The 15,895-nt window shown below is 70.1% G+C and carries 13 protein-coding genes and 2 riboswitches; of the genes, 2 read left to right on the top strand and 11 right to left on the bottom strand.

Annotated features, from left to right (window positions below):
* Window positions 1–45 precede the first annotated feature (45 nt).
* Genes ACZ6QO_RS16000 through ACZ6QO_RS15990 form a run of 3 tightly spaced genes read right to left on the bottom strand, consistent with a single transcriptional unit; the run spans window position 46 to window position 3,327 of the window.
* Window positions 46–1,398 carry an ABC transporter substrate-binding protein gene (locus ACZ6QO_RS16000; protein WP_465851317.1) on the bottom strand — a complete coding sequence of 451 codons (1,353 nt, stop codon included), beginning with the start codon at window positions 1,396–1,398 and terminating at the stop codon, window positions 46–48.
* 25 nt (window positions 1,399–1,423) lie between these two features.
* Window positions 1,424–2,353, bottom strand: a complete 930-nt coding sequence (locus ACZ6QO_RS15995; protein ID WP_465851315.1) for a carbohydrate ABC transporter permease — start codon at window positions 2,351–2,353, stop codon at window positions 1,424–1,426.
* Complete coding sequence (locus tag ACZ6QO_RS15990) at window positions 2,350–3,327, bottom strand: carbohydrate ABC transporter permease (protein ID WP_465851314.1); 978 nt, start codon at window positions 3,325–3,327, stop codon at window positions 2,350–2,352. Before ACZ6QO_RS15990 ends, ACZ6QO_RS15995 begins: the two co-directional genes overlap by 4 nt.
* Before the next feature lie 487 nt (window positions 3,328–3,814).
* On the opposite strand from ACZ6QO_RS15990, the gene ACZ6QO_RS15985 reads away from it, so the two are divergent.
* A complete protein-coding gene (locus tag ACZ6QO_RS15985) occupies window positions 3,815–4,537 on the top strand; it encodes a cellulose binding domain-containing protein (RefSeq protein ID WP_465851313.1) in 723 nt (240 codons plus the stop codon).
* A 191-nt stretch (window positions 4,538–4,728) separates the two neighbouring features.
* On the opposite strand, the gene ACZ6QO_RS15980 is transcribed toward ACZ6QO_RS15985, so the two are convergent.
* Complete coding sequence (locus tag ACZ6QO_RS15980) at window positions 4,729–6,651, bottom strand: Xaa-Pro dipeptidyl-peptidase (RefSeq protein WP_465851311.1); 1,923 nt, start codon at window positions 6,649–6,651, stop codon at window positions 4,729–4,731.
* A 510-nt stretch (window positions 6,652–7,161) separates the two neighbouring features.
* On the opposite strand from ACZ6QO_RS15980, the gene ACZ6QO_RS15975 reads away from it, so the two are divergent.
* Window positions 7,162–8,037, top strand: a complete 876-nt coding sequence (locus ACZ6QO_RS15975) for a hypothetical protein (RefSeq protein ID WP_465851310.1) — start codon at window positions 7,162–7,164, stop codon at window positions 8,035–8,037.
* A 106-nt stretch (window positions 8,038–8,143) separates the two neighbouring features.
* Here the strand turns inward: ACZ6QO_RS15975 and ACZ6QO_RS15970 are convergent, their stop codons facing one another.
* The 7 genes from ACZ6QO_RS15970 to ACZ6QO_RS15940 form a co-directional block, all read right to left on the bottom strand.
* Complete coding sequence (locus tag ACZ6QO_RS15970; protein ID WP_465851309.1) at window positions 8,144–9,520, bottom strand: L-serine ammonia-lyase; 1,377 nt, start codon at window positions 9,518–9,520, stop codon at window positions 8,144–8,146.
* A gap of 145 nt (window positions 9,521–9,665) precedes the next feature.
* Entirely contained in the window at window positions 9,666–10,055 is a 390-nt protein-coding gene (gene gcvH / locus ACZ6QO_RS15965) for a glycine cleavage system protein GcvH (protein WP_465851308.1), read from the bottom strand.
* The gene (gcvT, locus tag ACZ6QO_RS15960) at window positions 10,052–11,143 is read right to left on the bottom strand and encodes a glycine cleavage system aminomethyltransferase GcvT (protein WP_465851307.1); all 1,092 of its coding nucleotides are present in this window, start codon (window positions 11,141–11,143) and stop codon (window positions 10,052–10,054) included. Before gcvT ends, gcvH begins: the two co-directional genes overlap by 4 nt.
* Before the next feature lie 33 nt (window positions 11,144–11,176).
* Window positions 11,177–11,277: riboswitch (glycine riboswitch) on the bottom strand.
* A riboswitch (glycine riboswitch) is annotated at window positions 11,278–11,375 on the bottom strand.
* Window positions 11,376–11,393: 18 nt separating this feature from the next.
* Window positions 11,394–12,104, bottom strand: a complete 711-nt coding sequence (locus ACZ6QO_RS15955; protein WP_465851305.1) for a gamma-glutamyl-gamma-aminobutyrate hydrolase family protein — start codon at window positions 12,102–12,104, stop codon at window positions 11,394–11,396.
* A gap of 9 nt (window positions 12,105–12,113) precedes the next feature.
* On the bottom strand, window positions 12,114–12,878 hold the full coding sequence (locus ACZ6QO_RS15950) for a 3-oxoacyl-ACP reductase (protein ID WP_465851304.1): 765 nt from the start codon (window positions 12,876–12,878) through the stop codon (window positions 12,114–12,116).
* A 51-nt stretch (window positions 12,879–12,929) separates the two neighbouring features.
* Window positions 12,930–14,273 carry an aldehyde dehydrogenase family protein gene (locus ACZ6QO_RS15945; RefSeq protein ID WP_465851302.1) on the bottom strand — a complete coding sequence of 448 codons (1,344 nt, stop codon included), beginning with the start codon at window positions 14,271–14,273 and terminating at the stop codon, window positions 12,930–12,932.
* Between the two features lie 168 nt (window positions 14,274–14,441).
* On the bottom strand, window positions 14,442–15,842 hold the full coding sequence (locus ACZ6QO_RS15940; protein ID WP_465851300.1) for a glutamine synthetase family protein: 1,401 nt from the start codon (window positions 15,840–15,842) through the stop codon (window positions 14,442–14,444).
* Window positions 15,843–15,895 lie beyond the last annotated feature (53 nt).

Below are 15,895 nucleotides of genomic sequence, written 5' to 3'. Positions count from 1 at the left end.
GCACGCCTCGGGATCCCGAGGCGTGCTCAGGACCGCGAGGCGTGCTCAGGATCCCGAGGCGAGGGTGAAGCCCTGCTGGCGGCCGTAGGTGGTGATCTGCTTCTGCCAGGCGGTCAGCCCCGCGTTGATGTCGCCGCCGCCCGCGATGGCCTGGCCGACGGTGTCCTTGAAGACGCTGTTGGCGTACACCTGGAACGGCAGGTACTGCCAGCCCTTGGCCACCTGGGACGAGCCCGCCACCAGGATCTTGTTGGCCTGCTGCCCGCCGAGGAAGGGCAGTCCGGCGTTCGCGAACTCGGGGCTGTTCAGCAGTTCCCTGGTCGCAGGGAACAGCCCGGAGGCGGTGTTGAGCGAGCGGACGGCCTCGGGATCGGAGTTCAGCCATTTGGCGAAGCCGACCGCCGCCGCCGTGTTCCTGCTCTGCGCGAGCACCGCGACGCCCGAGCCGCCGTTCTCCGCGTCGACCGCCGCGCCCGCGTCCCACTGCGGCACGGGGGCCACGCGCCACTTGCCCCTGGTCTGCGGGATCGTGCTCTCGATGGCGCCCGGCGCCCACGCCCCGGTGATCCACATGGCGTACTTGCCGCTGCTCATGCCCTGCCACCAGGCGTCGTTCCAGCCGGCGGCCGGATCGACCAGCTTGTCGCGCAGTAGCCTGGTCCACAGCCCTGCCCACCGCTTGGCGCCCTCGTCCTGGTGGTTCACGGTGACGCTGCTGGCGCCGGTGATGGCGAACGGCCGGCCGCCCGCCTGCCAGATGAGGCTGTCGACACCACCCGCGTCACCGGGGTCGACGCTGGTGATGAAGCAGCCGGGATCGTACCTCTTGATCTTCTCGGCGGCGGCGGTGAAATCGTCCCAGGTGGCCGGGGGCTCGATGCCGAGTTGGTCCAGGATGTCCTTGCGGTAGAACATGGCCATCGGCCCGGTGTCCTGCGGCACCGCGTACACCCCGCCGTTGACGCCGACCTGTGCCCAGGCCGAGTCGGTGAACGCGTCCTTCCAGGACGGCGCGCCGTACTGGTTGAGGTCCACGACGGCCTTGGACAGGGCGAACTGCGGCAGCGCGAAGTACTCGATCTGCGCTACGTCCGGCGCGCCGCTGCCCGACTTCACCGCCGACTGCAGCTTGGTGTACTCGGCGGCCGACTGGCCCGCGTTGACCAGGTTCACCTTGACCTTGGGGTACTTGCGCCGGAACAGCTCCACCGTCTTGTCGATGTTGGGGACCCACGACCAGAACGTGATCGTCGTGTCGGTCTGCAGTGCCTTGTCGATGTCGCCGGCGGCGTCCTTCGCGGCGGGCGCCTGCGAGGTGGGGGAGGAGGGCGACGGCCGGCCGCAGGCGGCGAACGTGAGCAGAGACAGTGCGAGCGCTGCGACTACGGACTTTCGCATGGTAGGACCTCCGACAGGTGGTGGGTCACTGCTTGACCGCGCCGGCCGACAGCCCCGACTGCCAGTAGCGCTGGAGGAACAGGAAGGCCAGGACGAGCGGGACGATCGCGATGAGGGAGCCGGTGAGCACCAGGTTGTAGACCGCCTGCCCGCCCGCGCTGCTTCCCGCCTGGCTGTTCCACTGGTTGAGCCCGACGGTGAGCGGGTACCACGCCGGATCGCTGAGCATGATCAGCGGCAGGAAGTAGTTGTTCCAGGTCGCGACCAGCGTGAACAGCAGGACGGTCACCAGCCCCGGACGGAGCAGGCGCAGCGAGATGGACCAGAAGATGCGCAGTTCTCCCGCCCCGTCCAGCCTGGCGGCCTCGATCATCGAGGTGGGCACCGCGTCGGCGGCGTAGACCCGCATCAGGTACAGGCCGAAGGGGCTGGCGAGCGAGGGCACCAGCACCGCCCACGGGGTGTTGACCAGGCCGAGCTCGGTGAACAGCAGGAAGGTCGGCACGGCGAGCGCGGTCGTGGGCACGGTGATCGCGCCGAGCACCACGGCGAACAACACCCTGGCGCCGTGGAAGTCGTACTTGGCCAGGGCGTATCCGCCGAGCGCGGCGATGGCGGTGGCGCCGCCCGCGCCGGCCACGGCGTACAGCACCGAATTGACGAACCAGCGGCCGTAGGCGCCGTCCTGGTAGGTGAACACCTGCCGGACGTTGTCCACCAGGGCCACCCGGTCGGCGAACCACAGGCCCGGGCTGTCGAACAGCCCGGCGTTGGTCTTGGTCGTGCTGACCACCAGCCACGCCAGCGGCAGCAGGCAGTACAGCAGCATGGCCAGCATCGGGACGGTGAGCATCGTGCGCTTGGCCAGGGCGGCGGCCGGCGCCCTCCGCCTCGTCGTGGGGCGGCCCGTCGTCGTGCGCCTCGCCGTGGGGACGGCCGCCGTCGCGCGGTTCACGACCCGCGTTCCCTTCGCCCGGCGGACAGTTGCACGGCGTAGGACACGACGATGGTGACCACGCCGAGCACCACGGCCACCGCGGCCGCGTAGTTGTACTGCTGGCCGTTGAAGGCGAGGTTGTAGGCGTACATGTTGGGCGTGTAGTAGGTGGTGATCTGCGCGGGGGCGAGGCTCGCGAGCACGTTGGGCTCGTTGAACAGCTGGAAGCTGCCGATGATGGAGAAGATCGTCGCCAGCAGCAGCGCGGGGCGCAGCGCGGGGAGCTTGATGCTCACCGCCTTGCGGATCTCGCCCGCGCCGTCGATCTCGGCGGCCTCGTACAGCTCCCTGGGCACCACGCGCAGCGCGGCGTACAGGATGAGCATGTTGTAGCCCGTCCACTCCCAGGTGGCGATGTTGCCGATCGAGGCGAGGATCCACGAGCCGGACAGGGCCTCGCCGCCGAGCGGGCCGAACCGGTCGCTGTACAGGTAACCCCACATGAGGGAGGCGACGACGGCGGGCACCGCGTAGGGCACGAAGATGCCGATGCGGTAGACCCCGGCCGCGCGCAGTCGCCCGCTGTCGATGGCGAGCGCCGCGAGCGTGGCGACCGTCAGCATGATCGGCACCTGGACGACCAGGAACAGCGCGACCCGCAGCAGGCCGGCGTGCAGCAGGCGGTCGGCGAAGGCCGCCGCGTAGTTGGCCGGGCCGACGAAGACGTCGCCGCCGATCAGCCGGTCCTGGAAGAGGCTCAGGTACATGGCGTACGCCAGCGGCGCGACGATCGCGACCAGGAAGACCAGGCAGAACGGGGCGCTGAAGGCCCAGCCCACCCAGTGGTACCGCAGGTGCCGCCCTCGGGACCCGTACCGCCCCGGCCGTCCGCCGAGGCCGTACCGCCCCGGCCGTCCGCCGAGGCCGTACCGCGCCGGCCGCCCGCGCGCGCCGCGCCCGCCCGCCGTGGCGGTGAGCGGATCGCCTGCCATGAGCGCCCCGCCTTCCGTCATGTCGGCGCTGCCATGAAGATCGGGATTCGAGCATCACAGCGTGCTCCGGGCTCGTCAATAGACGGCCGGGGTGAACAGGAGGTACTTCCGTAACGCGGTGTTCTCACGTCGACCGGCGAGGACATCAGCGTGTTAGCGCTGCCACCGATGTCCGTGCGGACGCCCGGCCGGCGGCCGGTTCCACCGTCCACACCGTCCCGGTGGAAGTCGTCATCCGCGGCAGCACGGCGCCCCCGCCGAGATAGCTGCTCCTCCCTGCCTGGCGGAGCGAACGTGCACGTCAGAGGGGCAGTGCCGGTCTCAGGGGCGGGCCGCAGGTGAGTGATTCCTGAAAAATTCATCGATCCTTGACATCAACGAGGTCACCGTTGACGATGCGTCTGCCGGAATCCCATCGTGCGGTGTCTCGTCCTGGGCCGGCACCGCGTGCGCTGAGAGGCGAATAGCTGTGGCTTGGACAAGACGGATGGCCTTGGGCCTGAGCACGATCGTCGGCCTGCTGACTGTGCTCGCCATACCGGCGATCGCCGAAGGCGCCGCGATGCCGGCCGCCCAATCGGCCGGGTGCGCCGCCATCGCGCGCGTCGACGGAGAGTACGCCGGGGGAAGCTCCGTGACCGTCACGATCAGCAACACCGCCGCCACCCCCGCGACCAAGTGGACGGCGAACGTGACCCTCGCCGGCGGCCAGTCGGTGGTGTCCGCGTGGAACGCCATCGTCACCACGGCCGTTACGCCTTCCGCCACCTACGTCACCGCGGTGAACGCGGCCTACAACGGAGAACTCGCCCCAGGGGCCTCGACCACCTTCGGGATGCAGGTCACCGGCACGGGACCGACCCCGACGGTGAACTGCGTCAACAACGCCGTCACCGTTGAGCCGAGCGTCACGCTCACCGAGGCCGACAACGGCAAGACGGTCATCCTCCACATCGGACAGACCCTCGGCATCAGCCTGCCCGCCGCGTACCGTCCGTCCGCCGTCAGTGGACCGGCTCTCGTGAAAGCCTTGACCCGCGGCGGATACCCGACCGATCAGCCGCTGTTCGAGGTGTACCGCACCGGCACCGCCGGTTCCACCGAGGTGAGCACCATGACCGACTACGCCTGCCTGCACACCGCGCCCCGGTGCGCGCTTCCGCAGAAGTTGTGGCAGGTACACGTCAACGTCGTCGGCATCGGCGGCTGAACAGCCCTCCACCCGGCCCGGTGACAGGTGAAGCGTGAGCTCGCCGGGAACCTGGCCGCCAGGCCGGGGCCGACGTTGACGGTCGAGGGGACCACGGAACGGCGCGGGCGTGAGCCGCGGCCGGCCGCTGACGCGCTGACGCGTCTCCCGGCCGGGCGCGGGCTCACGCCTGGGCGACCACCAGCCCGAGGTCAGTACAGCTTGATCTCCGGAAGAGGCAGGTTCAGTTGCCGCGGGCCGTGCCACTTGACCTTGTCCTTCGGCACCTCGCCGCCGGTGAGCGGAGTGCTGAGCACCAGCGGCAGCAGCACCTTGCTCTTGGCGAGGTCGACGGTGACGTTGGCCCCGGTGGCCGCCTCGCCGCTGTAGGTCGCGTCGGTCCCGGCGATCACCAGAGCCAGCCGGTGGTCCTTCTTGAACACGTAGTCCTGCGGCAGGGTCTCCCACCTGACCTTGCCGTATGTCCCGGGCGGCAGCGGGGAGGGCTCGCTGAGCGACTCGCGGTTCTGCACGTCGATCCAGCCGCGGGCGACGATTTCCAGCGGCCGGGTGGCCACGTTCGTGGCCACGTTCTTGTAGCAGCCGTCGTCGGCCGCCGTGCTCTCGCCGAAGCAACTCTCCTGGGTGAGCGTGCTGATGCCCTGACCGCGCCGCCAGTCGACGCGGGTGTCCTCGCCGAAGTCGACCAGGAGGGCCGTCAGGTTCGAGGTGGGCTTGTCGAGCGCGACGCGCAGGTCCACGACGGGCGTGCCGGACAGGCGCAGGTCCAGCGGCAACGCGCCGGTGGTGAACGCGACCCTGCCGGGGTTGGCCGTGCCGATGTCGGCCACCATCGCGTCCTCGGACATCCGGGTGTCGGTGAAGGCGGCCGTGTGTCCCTTCTGGGCGGCGGCCAGGCCGAGCGAGCCGTCGGCCGTGGGATGGAAGGGCACCTTCAGGGCGAACGGCGCCGGCCAGTCCCGCTGGGTGATCCAGCTTCCCGGGCCGACCTGTACGTCGGCGCGCGGCTCGGCCATGATGCCGTTGGCGACGCCGAGCAACCAGCGGTCGAACCAGCGGTGCAACGTGTCCACCCACAGGTCGCGGCGTCCCTCGAAGTCGAACGGGTCCACGTGCTGGTACTGGCCGACCCAGATCTTGCGGGGCACGTCCCGGCCGGCCAGCGCCTGCCACCACTTGGAGAAGTTGTCCGGCTTGACGTTGAGGTCGTTGACCGTGTGCACGGCGAAAACGCTTGCGCGCACCTTGGAGGCGTCGCCCAGCGACCCGGCGATGTAGTCGCGCTCGGCCCAGAAGGCGTTGTAGTCGCCGGTGTCGTCCCCGTCCTCGGCGTCCATGCGCGCCCGCAGGGCGGCGCACTTGGCGTCGGGGTCGGTGTCGACGACGTTCGACAGCCACGACATGTAGTCGTAGTTGTAGACGACGCCGTTGGAGCGCTGGTATTTGTACCAGGAGCTGATCGCCGAGATCGGGACGATCGTTTCCAGCCCTTCGACGCCGGTCGCCGCCACGGCGTTGGCCAGCGTGCCGTCGTAGGACTTGCCGATCATCCCGGCCTTGCCGGTGGTCCAGTCGGCGACGGCGGGCGTGCCGTCCTCCCGGTAGGCGACGGCGCGGCCGTTCAGCCAGTCGATGACGGCCTTGCCGCCCAGCACGTCGGCCCGTCCACCGACGTCCGGGCAGCCCTCGGACCTCGTGGTGCCGACCATGTCGACGTTGAGGACGGCGTAACCCCGCGGCACGAAGTAGTTGTCGTAGAACAGCGGGAACTTGGCGAGGTTGCCCGCGGCGTCGTAGACCTTCCGCTCGGCCTCGTTGCCCCGGCCGGAGTTGTCGTAGTACGGGCTCTCGTCGATGATCACCGGCACTTTCAGGCCGGGCCCCGACTCCTTGGGCCTGATGACGTCGACACGGACGCGGTCGAGCCTGCCATCGGAGTCGCTGTCGACGCTCGACTCGACATAGACGTGCTCGCGGACGGCGTCAGCGTAGGAGAAGACCGGCTGGCTCCGCCCTTGCTCCACGGTGATGGCGGGGGCGGTGGCCGCGTGGGCGGGCGTGCCGCCCACCATGGCCAGGGAGAAGCCGATGAGGGCGGCGCGTATATGCGGCAAGCGGTGCCTCCAGCACAACTAGGGGACATCCGCAATCTCCATGAGTGTCCGCATTGTCGACAAGATTCCTTTATGTGATCGACATCACCCTGATCCACCTATGTGACATGGCACCGTCCGTCCGAGACACCCCGCCGACCCTGACGGTGCTGACCCTCGGCGCTGAGGGACCGGGCATACTGCTTGCCGGCATCCACGACATGAGGAGCGCTCGTCGACGACAGAGCGGCAAGAACGGCCCAACCAAGAGCGGGCCGAGGCCGCGAAGGAGGTCTCGGGGTGCCTCGGCGGTCAGCATTCGGTGACATTGACGGCCAGGCTGCCGTGGGTCGTCTCTGTGGCGAGGCGGTGAACTTCATGGATCGCCGTGGCCCCGGTTCCGGGCAATAAAAAGAGGGGCAGTGGCCGTGACGGCGAGTGCCCCTCCAAGTGTGTGAGACAGCATAACACGGGTGTGTCCATCCGCTACGGTTCGGGGCGGCCGAACAGGCCCGGCAGATGGTCGAACGTATGATCGCGCGCTCGTTGTTCCTGCGTCGTAACCGGGGAGGGATCACCCCCTTGCCGTTCATCTGGGTGGCCGGACACTCGCGACCGGTGCCGTTCGAGCCGCCGGCGCGGGGCGCGGATGTTCTCAGCCTCGTCCATGAGGGACACCTTTACCGTGTTGACGGCTGCCGGAGCCCCATCGACGAAGCTCTCGAACTCGCCGCACCCATCAACAAGGGGCCGCTCGGGCCTGCCGTGGCCGGTTCTTGGGCGGCCGTTGAGGCGTTGCTATCGCATCCTGATGATCCGGCGGAGTCGGAGCGCTCGGGCAAGGCCGTCGCCGCGGACCGCCTGGCCGCCATCATCGCCTGCTCCTGGCCACGAGCCGAACTCACCGCATTGGCCCATCGTCACAGGCCACAAGAAGCCGACGACCTTGCCCGTCGAATCGCCACCTGTGTGACGAATCAGGAACGGGCAAGGTGCGTCGCCGAGGCCCTTCGGCGGTCCGGCCCATCAGTGCTCGACTTCTCCGGCGTCCGGACCCGGCACAGCGATGCTCCGGCTGCGCAGCGGATGGCGGCGTTGATCGCCGACCCACGCGGGGTGCTGGGTGAGGTGATGGCCACGTATCGCATCGCGCTGCGTCGGCTTTACCGGACGCGCAACATCGTCCTGCACGGTGGCGCCATGCAGGGCGTCGCCTTGGACGCCTCTCTGCGGACGGCCGCGCCGCTGGTCGGAGCAGGGCTGGACCGCATCGTCCACGCCGGCCAAGTGAAGGGTCTTGCCCCGCTGGATCTCGCGGCGCGAGCGGAGGTCGCCTTGAGTCTCGTGGGCGGAGAGACGGAGCTGTCCGTGGTCGATCTTCTCGAACCTCGGGGCGGTGTTCGGTGACGTTGACGGCGGACCGGCCCGATCGTCGTTATTGCGGCAAGGGCCGCGAGAGGCGCTCCGATGATGTGAACCGGCGTCGCCACTGTGAAGGGCTGGGCGCCGGTGGTCAGCATTCGATGACGTTGACGGCCAGGCCGCCGCGGCTGGTCTCCTTGTACTTGTCGAGCATGTCGCGGCCGGTGTCGCGCATCGTCTTGATGGCCTTGTCCAGGGCCACGAAGTGGCGGCCGTCGCCGCGCAGGGCGATGCGGGCGGCGGTGATGGCCTTGATGGACGCGACCGCGTTGCGCTCGATGCAGGGGATCTGCACCAGGCCGCCGATCGGGTCGCAGGTGAGGCCGAGGTTGTGCTCGATGCCGATCTCGGCGGCGTTCTCGACCTGTTCGGGGGTGCCGCCGAGCGCCTCGGTCAGGCCGGCGGCGGCCATCGAGCAGGCCGAGCCGACCTCGCCCTGGCAGCCGACCTCGGCGCCCGAGATGGAGGCGTTCTCCTTGAACAGCACGCCGATCGCGCCGGCCGTGAGCAGGAAGCGGATGACGCCGTCGTCGTCGGACCGCGGCGTGAAGCGGTCGTAGTACGTCAGCACGGCGGGGATGATGCCGGCGGCGCCGTTGGTGGGGGCGGTGACGATGCGGCCGCCCGCGGCGTTCTCCTCGTTCACGGCGAGGGCGAACAGGGTGACCCAGTCCATCGCCTGGAGGGGGTCCTTCTCCGTGGCCTCGCTCTGCAGCCGCCTGAGCATCTGGTTGGCCCGCCGCTTGACCTTGAGGCCGCCGGGGAGCACGCCCTCTTTGGCGGTGCCGCGGCGCACGGACTCCGACATGACGTTCCAGAGGTTCAGCAGGTCCGCTTTGATCTGCTCCTCGGTGCGGCCGAAGGCCTTCTCGTTCTCCAGCATGAGCCCAGAGATCGACAGCCCGGTCTCAGCACAGTGCCGCAGCAGCTCGGCCCCCGTGGTGAACGGGTACGGCAGCTCGGTGTCGTCCGGCTTGATGCGGTCGGCGCCGGTGGCGTTCTCGTCCACGACGAACCCGCCGCCCACCGAGTAGTAGACCTTCTCGCGGACCGGCTCGCCCTCGGCGGTGAAGGCGGTGAAGCGCATGCCGTTGGGGTGGTGCGGGAGCGAGATCTTGCGCTCGAACACCAGGTGCTCGCCGACGACGAACGGGATCTCGCGTGTGCCGTACAGCTCGACGGTGCCGGAGGCGCGCATCCGCGCGAGCCGATCGTCGACGGTGTCCACGTCGACCAGCTCGGGCTTCTCGCCGGACAGGCCGAGCAGCACCGCCTTGTCGCTGCCGTGCCCCTTGCCGGTCAGGCCGAGCGAGCCGTACAGGATGACCTCGACCCGCGCGGTCTTCTCCAGCAGCCCGTCCTGGTGCAGGCCGCGGGCGAACTTGTGGGCCGCCGCCATCGGGCCGCCCGTGTGGGAGCTGGACGGCCCTATGCCGATCTTGAACAGGTCGAAGACGCTGATCGCCATTGATCTTCCGTCCTTTGGAACGTGTCGTGCGAGGGATGCCCGGATGAGCGTGGGCTACGCATCTGTTGTGCGCATTCGCGCACCGACCGGCCGGCCGGTTGGGATGGCCGGCCGGCGACGGTGGTCTGGACGGATGGTGGAAGGGTCAGGAGTCGGACGTCGTGACGGTGGTGTACTCCTCGGCGGTGAGGAGCTCCTCGGGGGTGCCCTCGATGCGCACCCGGAACAGCCACCCGTCGCCGTAGGGGTCGGAGTTGACCAGCGACGGGTCGTCCACGACGGTCTGGTTGACCTCGACGATCTCGCCGCTGACCGGCGCGTAGATGTCGCTGACGGACTTGGTGGACTCGACCTCGCCCACGGCGTCGCCCGCCTCGACGGTGCCGCCCACCTCCGGCAGCTGGACGAAGACCACATCGCCCAGCGCATCCGCGGCGAACGCCGTGATGCCCACGGTCACGGTGAGGCCGTCGTCAAGACCGGCCACCCACTCGTGCTCCTTGGTGTAGCTGAGCTCCTCGGGAATGCTGCTCACTTGCTCCTCCGGTAAAAAGGCAGGTCAATCACGTCGACCGGTTCATGGCTACCACGGATGTCGACCGCCAGGCCCTCGGACACGTTGGTGTCCACGTAGGCCATCGCGATCGGCTTGCCGAGGGACTGCGAGGGCGCGCCGCTGGTGACCTCCCCAACGACGGTGCCGTCGGTCAGCAGCACCACGGGGTAGCCGTGGCGCGGCACTCGGCGGCCCCGCGCGACCAGGCCGGTGAGGCGCCGGCGCGGAGGCACGTCCTTGAGCGGCGCGAGCGCCGCGCGGCCGACGAAGTCGCCGGCCTTGTCGAACCGCACGACGCGGCCGAGGCCGGCGTCGAAGGGGGTGAGGCCGGCGTCCAGCTCGTTGCCGTACAGCGGCATGCCGGCCTCCAGGCGCAGGGTGTCACGGGCGGACAGCCCGGCGGGGCGCAGGCCGTAGGAGTCGCCGGCCTTGGTGAGCTCCTGCCACAGCTGCACGGCGTCGCCGGCGGCGACGAACAGCTCGAAGCCGTCCTCGCCGGTGTAGCCGGTGCGGGCGATGAGCGCCTCGATGCCGGCGACGGTGCCCGGCAGGCCCGCGTAGTACTTCAACCCGGGCAGGTCGGCGTCGGTGAGCGTGCCGAGGATCTCCTGCGCGCGCGGCCCCTGGACGGCGATCAGCGCGTACTCGGCGGAGCGGTCGTGCACGTCGGCCTGGAAGCCCTCGGCGCGCCGGGTGAGCTCGGCGGCCACCTGCTCGTAGTTGGAGGCGTTGGCCACGACGAGGAACTCCTCGGCGGCCAGGCGGTAGACGATCAGGTCGTCCAGCACGCCCCCGGTGGGGGCGCAGATCATGGTGTAGCGGGCCCGGCCGGGCTCCAGCGCCGACAGGTTGCCCACCAGCGCGTAGTCCAGCGCCTCGGCCGCCTGCGGCCCGGTGAGGAAGATCTCGCCCATGTGGGAGAGGTCGAACAGGCCCGCGGCCGTGCGCACCGCGTTGTGCTCGGCGGACTCGCTGCCGTAGCGCAGCGGCATCAGCCAGCCGGCGAAGTCGGTGAGCGTCGCGCCGAGGCTCTCGTGCACCTCGCGGAGCGGTGTGGGTCGGGACATGATGGGCACCTCAGACAGGGTTGGATGAGAGCATCCTCCCCCTCTGTCATCGGTGCCTGAGAGTTTCGCCCGGGTTTTGCCGGACTTTCACCTTCGGCGAGGCTCTGCGGAGAAGCCTGCTTTCCAGAGATCACCTGGCCCGCGCGGTCCTTTGCCTTGTGAGGTTCGCGGGGAGGACTTGCTCCTTCAGGGGTCCTGACCGGATGTCAGGACGCTCTCCCGCACGGGATCACCGGTGTTCTCGCACACCCTACCAATGCCGCTCGCCCGACGTCGCGGCGGCGACGAGCGCCTCGAACAGATGACCTTCCTCGCCCGCCTCGGGATGCCACTGCACGGCCAGCGCGAAGGGGTGACCGGCCAGCTCCACGGCCTCCACGGTGCCGTCGTCGCAGGTCGCCGCCACGGTGAGGCCCGCGCCGAGGCGGTCGACGGCCTGGTGGTGGTAGTGGGCGGCGCCGACCTGGTCCTCGCCCAGCACCTTGGACAGGACGGTGCCCGGCACCGGGCGGACCGGCAGGTGGCCGAACTCGCCGGGCGCGGGGGAGTGGCCGCCGTGGCCGACCACGTCGGGAAGGTGCTGGTGCAGGGTGCCGCCGAGGTGGACGTTCAGCACCTGCATGCCCCGGCACACGGCGAGCAGCGGCAGCCCTTCGTCCAGCGCGGTGCCGACCAGCCCGAACTCCGCCTCATCGCGAAATTGCCGGACATAGCCGGTCTGTGGGTGCGGGCGCTCCCCGTACCTGCCGGGGTCGACGTCCCCGCCTCCGGCCACGATCAGGCCGTCCAGCCGCCCGGCCAGCGACGCGGGGTCGCCCGCCGGGGGCAGGATGACCGGCTGGCCGCCCGCCCGCACGACGTGCTCGACGTAGGTGTACGGCAGCAGCGCCGCCGGCGTCCGCCAGACCGTGAAGGCGGCGGGTTCGACGTAGCAGGTGACGCCGATGACGGGTCGCGACATGTGCGCAGGCTACAGCGGGGTCACGTAGGCGCCGGAGATGCCGCCGTCCACCAGGAACTCCGCGCCGGTGATGAAGCTGGCGTCGTCGGAGGCCAGGAACGCGACGGCGGCGGCGATCTCGGAGGCCTCGGCGAACCGGCCCAGCGGGATGTGCACCAGGCGCCGCTGCGCCCGTTCGGGATCCTTGGCGAACAGCTCCTGCAGCAGCGGCGTGTTCACCGGCCCCGGGCACAGCGCGTTGACCCGGATGCCCTCGCGGGCGAACTGGACGCCCAGCTCGCGGGACATGGCGAGCACGCCGCCCTTGGAGGCGGTGTAGGAGATCTGCGAGGTCGCCGACCCCATCACCGCCACGAACGACGCGGTGTTGATGATCGACCCCTTGCCCTGCCGCCGCATGTACGGGATGGCGTGCTTGCAGCAGAGGTACACGCTGGTCAGGTTGACGTCCTGCACCCGCCGCCAGGCGTCCATGCCCGTGGTCAGGATGGAGTCGTCGTCGGGCGGGGAGATGCCGGCGTTGTTGAAGGCGACGTCCACGGCGCCGTAGGTGTCGAACGCCGTGCGGAACATCCCCGCGACGTCGTCCTCGCTGGTCACGTCGGCCCGGACGAACAGGCCCCCGACCTCTTCGGCGATCTTCGTGCCGCCCTCCTCGTCGAGGTCGGCGCACACGACCTTGGCGCCCTCCTCGGCGAAGCGGCGGGCCGTGGCGAGGCCGATGCCCCCCGCCGCACCCGTGATGACGGCGACGCGGTCGCGCAGACGTTGCATGGTGGCGAACTCCCTGGATGTGGATTCCCGATGTCCCTCCGCTGCCGGAGGTCAGTGCGCGATGAAGACGTTCTTGGTCTCGGTGAAGGCGGCGAGCGCGTCCGGGCCCAGCTCGCGGCCGAGCCCCGACTGCTTGTAGCCGCCGAAGGGCGTCCAGTAGCGGACCGACGAGTGGGAGTTGACCGACAGGTTGCCGGCCTCGATCGCGCGGGCCGTCCGCAGGGCGCGTCCCACGTCCCGCGTCCAGATCGACCCGGAAAGGCCGTACTGGGTGTCGTTGGCGATGCGGACGGCCTCCGCCTCGCCGTCGAACGGGACGACGCTGACCACGGGCCCGAAGATCTCTTCGGTGAACGCGCGCTCGTCCAGCGAGTCGTGGGTGAGCACGGTCGGGGGATACCAGAAGCCCTTGCCCGCCGGGCACGTCCCCTGGAAGCGCGGGGCGCCGGTCACGAACGAGGCCACCCGCTCACGGTGCTCGGCGCTGATCAGCGGCCCGAGGTCGGTGCCCGGGTCGCGCGGGTCGCCCACGGTGAGCGCGCCGACCGCCGCGACCAGCCGGTCGAGGAACTCCTCGAACACCGGCCGCTCGACCAGGATGCGCGAGCGCGCGCAGCAGTCCTGCCCGCTGTTGTCGAAGACGGCCGAGGGGGCGGTCGCCGCCGCGCGCTCCAGGTCGGCGTCGGCGAAGACCACGTTGGCGCTCTTGCCGCCGAGCTCCAGTGTGACCCGCTTGACCCGCTCCGCCGCCTTGGCGGCGATGAGCCTGCCCACTTCGGTCGACCCGGTGAAGACGATCTTGTTGACGCCGGGGTGCTCCACGAGCCGGGCCCCCGCGACCTCCCCTGCCCCAGGAAGAACCTGGAGCACCCCCTCGGGGAGGCCGGCCTCCAAGGCCAGCTCCGCCAGCCTCAGCGCCGTGAGCGGGGTCCACTCGGCGGGCTTCACGATGACGGTGTTGCCCGCCGCCAGTGCCGGGGCCGCTCCCCAGGTCATGATGACCATGGGGAAGTTCCACGGCACGATCACGCCCACGACGCCGAGCGGTTCGGCGAAGGTGATGTCCACCCCGCCCGGCACCGGGATCTGCTTGCCATGATTGCGCTCAGGCGCCCCCGCGTAGAAGTGCAGGACGTCGCGGACGTTGCCGGCCTCCCAGCGGGCGTTGCCGGCCAGGTGGCCGGCGTTGGCCAGCTCCAGCGAGGCCAGCTCGTCGCCGTGCCGGTCGACCAGGTCGGCGAAGCGCCGCAGCAGCCGGGCGCGGTCGCCGGGAGAGACGTCACGCCACGCGGGGAACGCCTTCCTGGCGCGCTCGACCGCGTGGTCGGTCTCGGCCGGGTCGGCGAGCTCGACGTCGGCGAGCACGTCCTCGGTGGCAGGGTTGATGATCTTCATATGGTTTGCGCCTCGGTGGCCGGTGCTGTGGTCGCCGCGTCCGCCTCGGCGGCGGCTGCGGTGGTGCTCATTTCAACATCCTGGTGGTCGGGTCACATCCAGGTCCTCGGGTGCTCTGGGGATACTCGTGTCCCATGCCGGCCGGCCGGTCACATGCGGGCAGGCCGGTCACATTCGCTCGAAGCCGCGGAACAGCTCCCAGTCGGTGACCGCCGCGTCGAAGGCCGCCAGCTCGACCCGGGCGTTGTTGGCGTAGTGCTCGACGACCTGCTCGCCGAGCGCGTCCCGGGCGATCTTCGAGCCCTCCCACAGGACCAGCGCGTCCCGCAGGGTGGCCGGCACGGTCGCGGCGCCCGAGGTGTAGGCGTTGCCGGTGTAGGCCTCCTCCAGCGGCAGCTCCTGCTCGATGCCGTGCAGCCCGGCCGCGATGAGGCCGGAGACCGCCAGGTAGGGGTTGACGTCGCCGCCGGGCACGCGGTTCTCCACGCGCAGCGACGGGCCGTGCCCGACCAGGCGCAGGGAGCAGGTGCGGTTGTCCACACCCCATTTGACCGCCGTCGGGGCGAAGCTGCCCGGCACGTAGCGCTTGTAGGAGTTGATGTTGGGCGCGAACAGCAGCGTCAGCTCGCGCATCGCGGCGAGCTGACCGGCGATGAAGTGCTCGCCGAGCCGGGACAGCCCGTGCGGCCCGTCCCCGGCCATGACCGGCTCGCCGTCGCCGCCGCGCAGCGAGATGTGGATGTGACAGGAGTTGCCCTCGCGCTGGTTCGGCTTGGCCATGAAGGTGATCGACATGCCCTCCTGGGCGGCGATCTCCTTGGCGCCGTTCTTGTAGATCGAGTGGTTGTCGCACGTGGTGAGCGCCTCGGCGAACCGGAAGGCGATCTCGTGCTGGCCGAGGTTGCACTCGCCCTTGGCCGACTCGACGTACATGCCCGCGCCCTCCATGCCGAGCCGGACGCGGCGCAGCAGGGGCTCGACGCGGGCGCCGCCGAGCAGGGAGTAGTCGACGTTGTACTGGTTGGCCGGGGTCAGGTCGCGGTACGCCTTGGACCAGGCGCTCTCGTAGCTGTCGGTGTAGACGACGAACTCCAGCTCGGTGCCCACGTACGCGGCCCAGCCGCGCTCGGCCAGCCGGGCCGTCTGCCCGCGCAGGATCTGCCGCGGCGAGGCGGCGACGTCGGCGCCGTCCTCCCAGACCAGATCGGCCATGAGCATGGCCGTGCCCTCCTGCCACGGCACCCGGCGCAGCGTGGACAGGTCGGGGCGCATCACGAAGTCGCCGTAGCCGCGGTCCCAGGACGACATGCCGTAACCAGCGACGGTGTTCATGTCGATGTCCACGGCGAGGAGGTAGTTGCATCCTTCGGCGGCGTGGTGCAGCACCTCCGAAAGGAAGTACCGCGCGGACAGCCGCTTGCCCTGGAGGCGTCCCTGCATGTCGACGATGGCCAGAAGCACGGTGTCGACCCGGCCGGCGGACACCTCTTCACGCAGTTGGTCGACGGTGAGCACCGAGCCCCCTTTTCGCAGAGGTCTGGAAACAGACCATTGCAGGCATGCAAGCATCAGCGGCCGCTCCGCGTCAACGGTCCGGCGCCCCCGAGCCGCCGAATGGACTA

The organism is Sphaerisporangium sp. NPDC049457, assembly GCF_055586705.1.
The sequence above is the reverse complement of the archived record's forward strand: the minus strand, read 5'-3'. Positions and strand labels throughout refer to the sequence as shown.

Excerpts from the sequence above, each read along its gene's own strand:
- ACZ6QO_RS15990 (WP_465851314.1), bottom strand. The coding sequence starts at position 3,327 with ATGGCAGGCGATCCGCTCACCGCCACGGCGGGCGGGCGCGGCGCGCGC.
- ACZ6QO_RS15950 (WP_465851304.1), bottom strand. The coding sequence starts at position 12,878 with ATGCAACGTCTGCGCGACCGCGTCGCCGTCATCACGGGTGCGGCGGGG.
- gcvT (WP_465851307.1), bottom strand. The coding sequence starts at position 11,143 with ATGTCCCGACCCACACCGCTCCGCGAGGTGCACGAGAGCCTCGGCGCG.
- ACZ6QO_RS15940 (WP_465851300.1), bottom strand. The coding sequence starts at position 15,842 with ATGCTTGCATGCCTGCAATGGTCTGTTTCCAGACCTCTGCGAAAAGGG.
- ACZ6QO_RS15955 (WP_465851305.1), bottom strand. The coding sequence starts at position 12,104 with ATGTCGCGACCCGTCATCGGCGTCACCTGCTACGTCGAACCCGCCGCC.
- ACZ6QO_RS15985 (WP_465851313.1), top strand. The coding sequence starts at position 3,815 with ATGGCCTTGGGCCTGAGCACGATCGTCGGCCTGCTGACTGTGCTCGCC.
- ACZ6QO_RS15975 (WP_465851310.1), top strand. The coding sequence starts at position 7,162 with ATGATCGCGCGCTCGTTGTTCCTGCGTCGTAACCGGGGAGGGATCACC.
- ACZ6QO_RS15945 (WP_465851302.1), bottom strand. The coding sequence starts at position 14,273 with ATGAAGATCATCAACCCTGCCACCGAGGACGTGCTCGCCGACGTCGAG.
- ACZ6QO_RS16000 (WP_465851317.1), bottom strand. The coding sequence starts at position 1,398 with ATGCGAAAGTCCGTAGTCGCAGCGCTCGCACTGTCTCTGCTCACGTTC.
- ACZ6QO_RS15970 (WP_465851309.1), bottom strand. The coding sequence starts at position 9,520 with ATGGCGATCAGCGTCTTCGACCTGTTCAAGATCGGCATAGGGCCGTCC.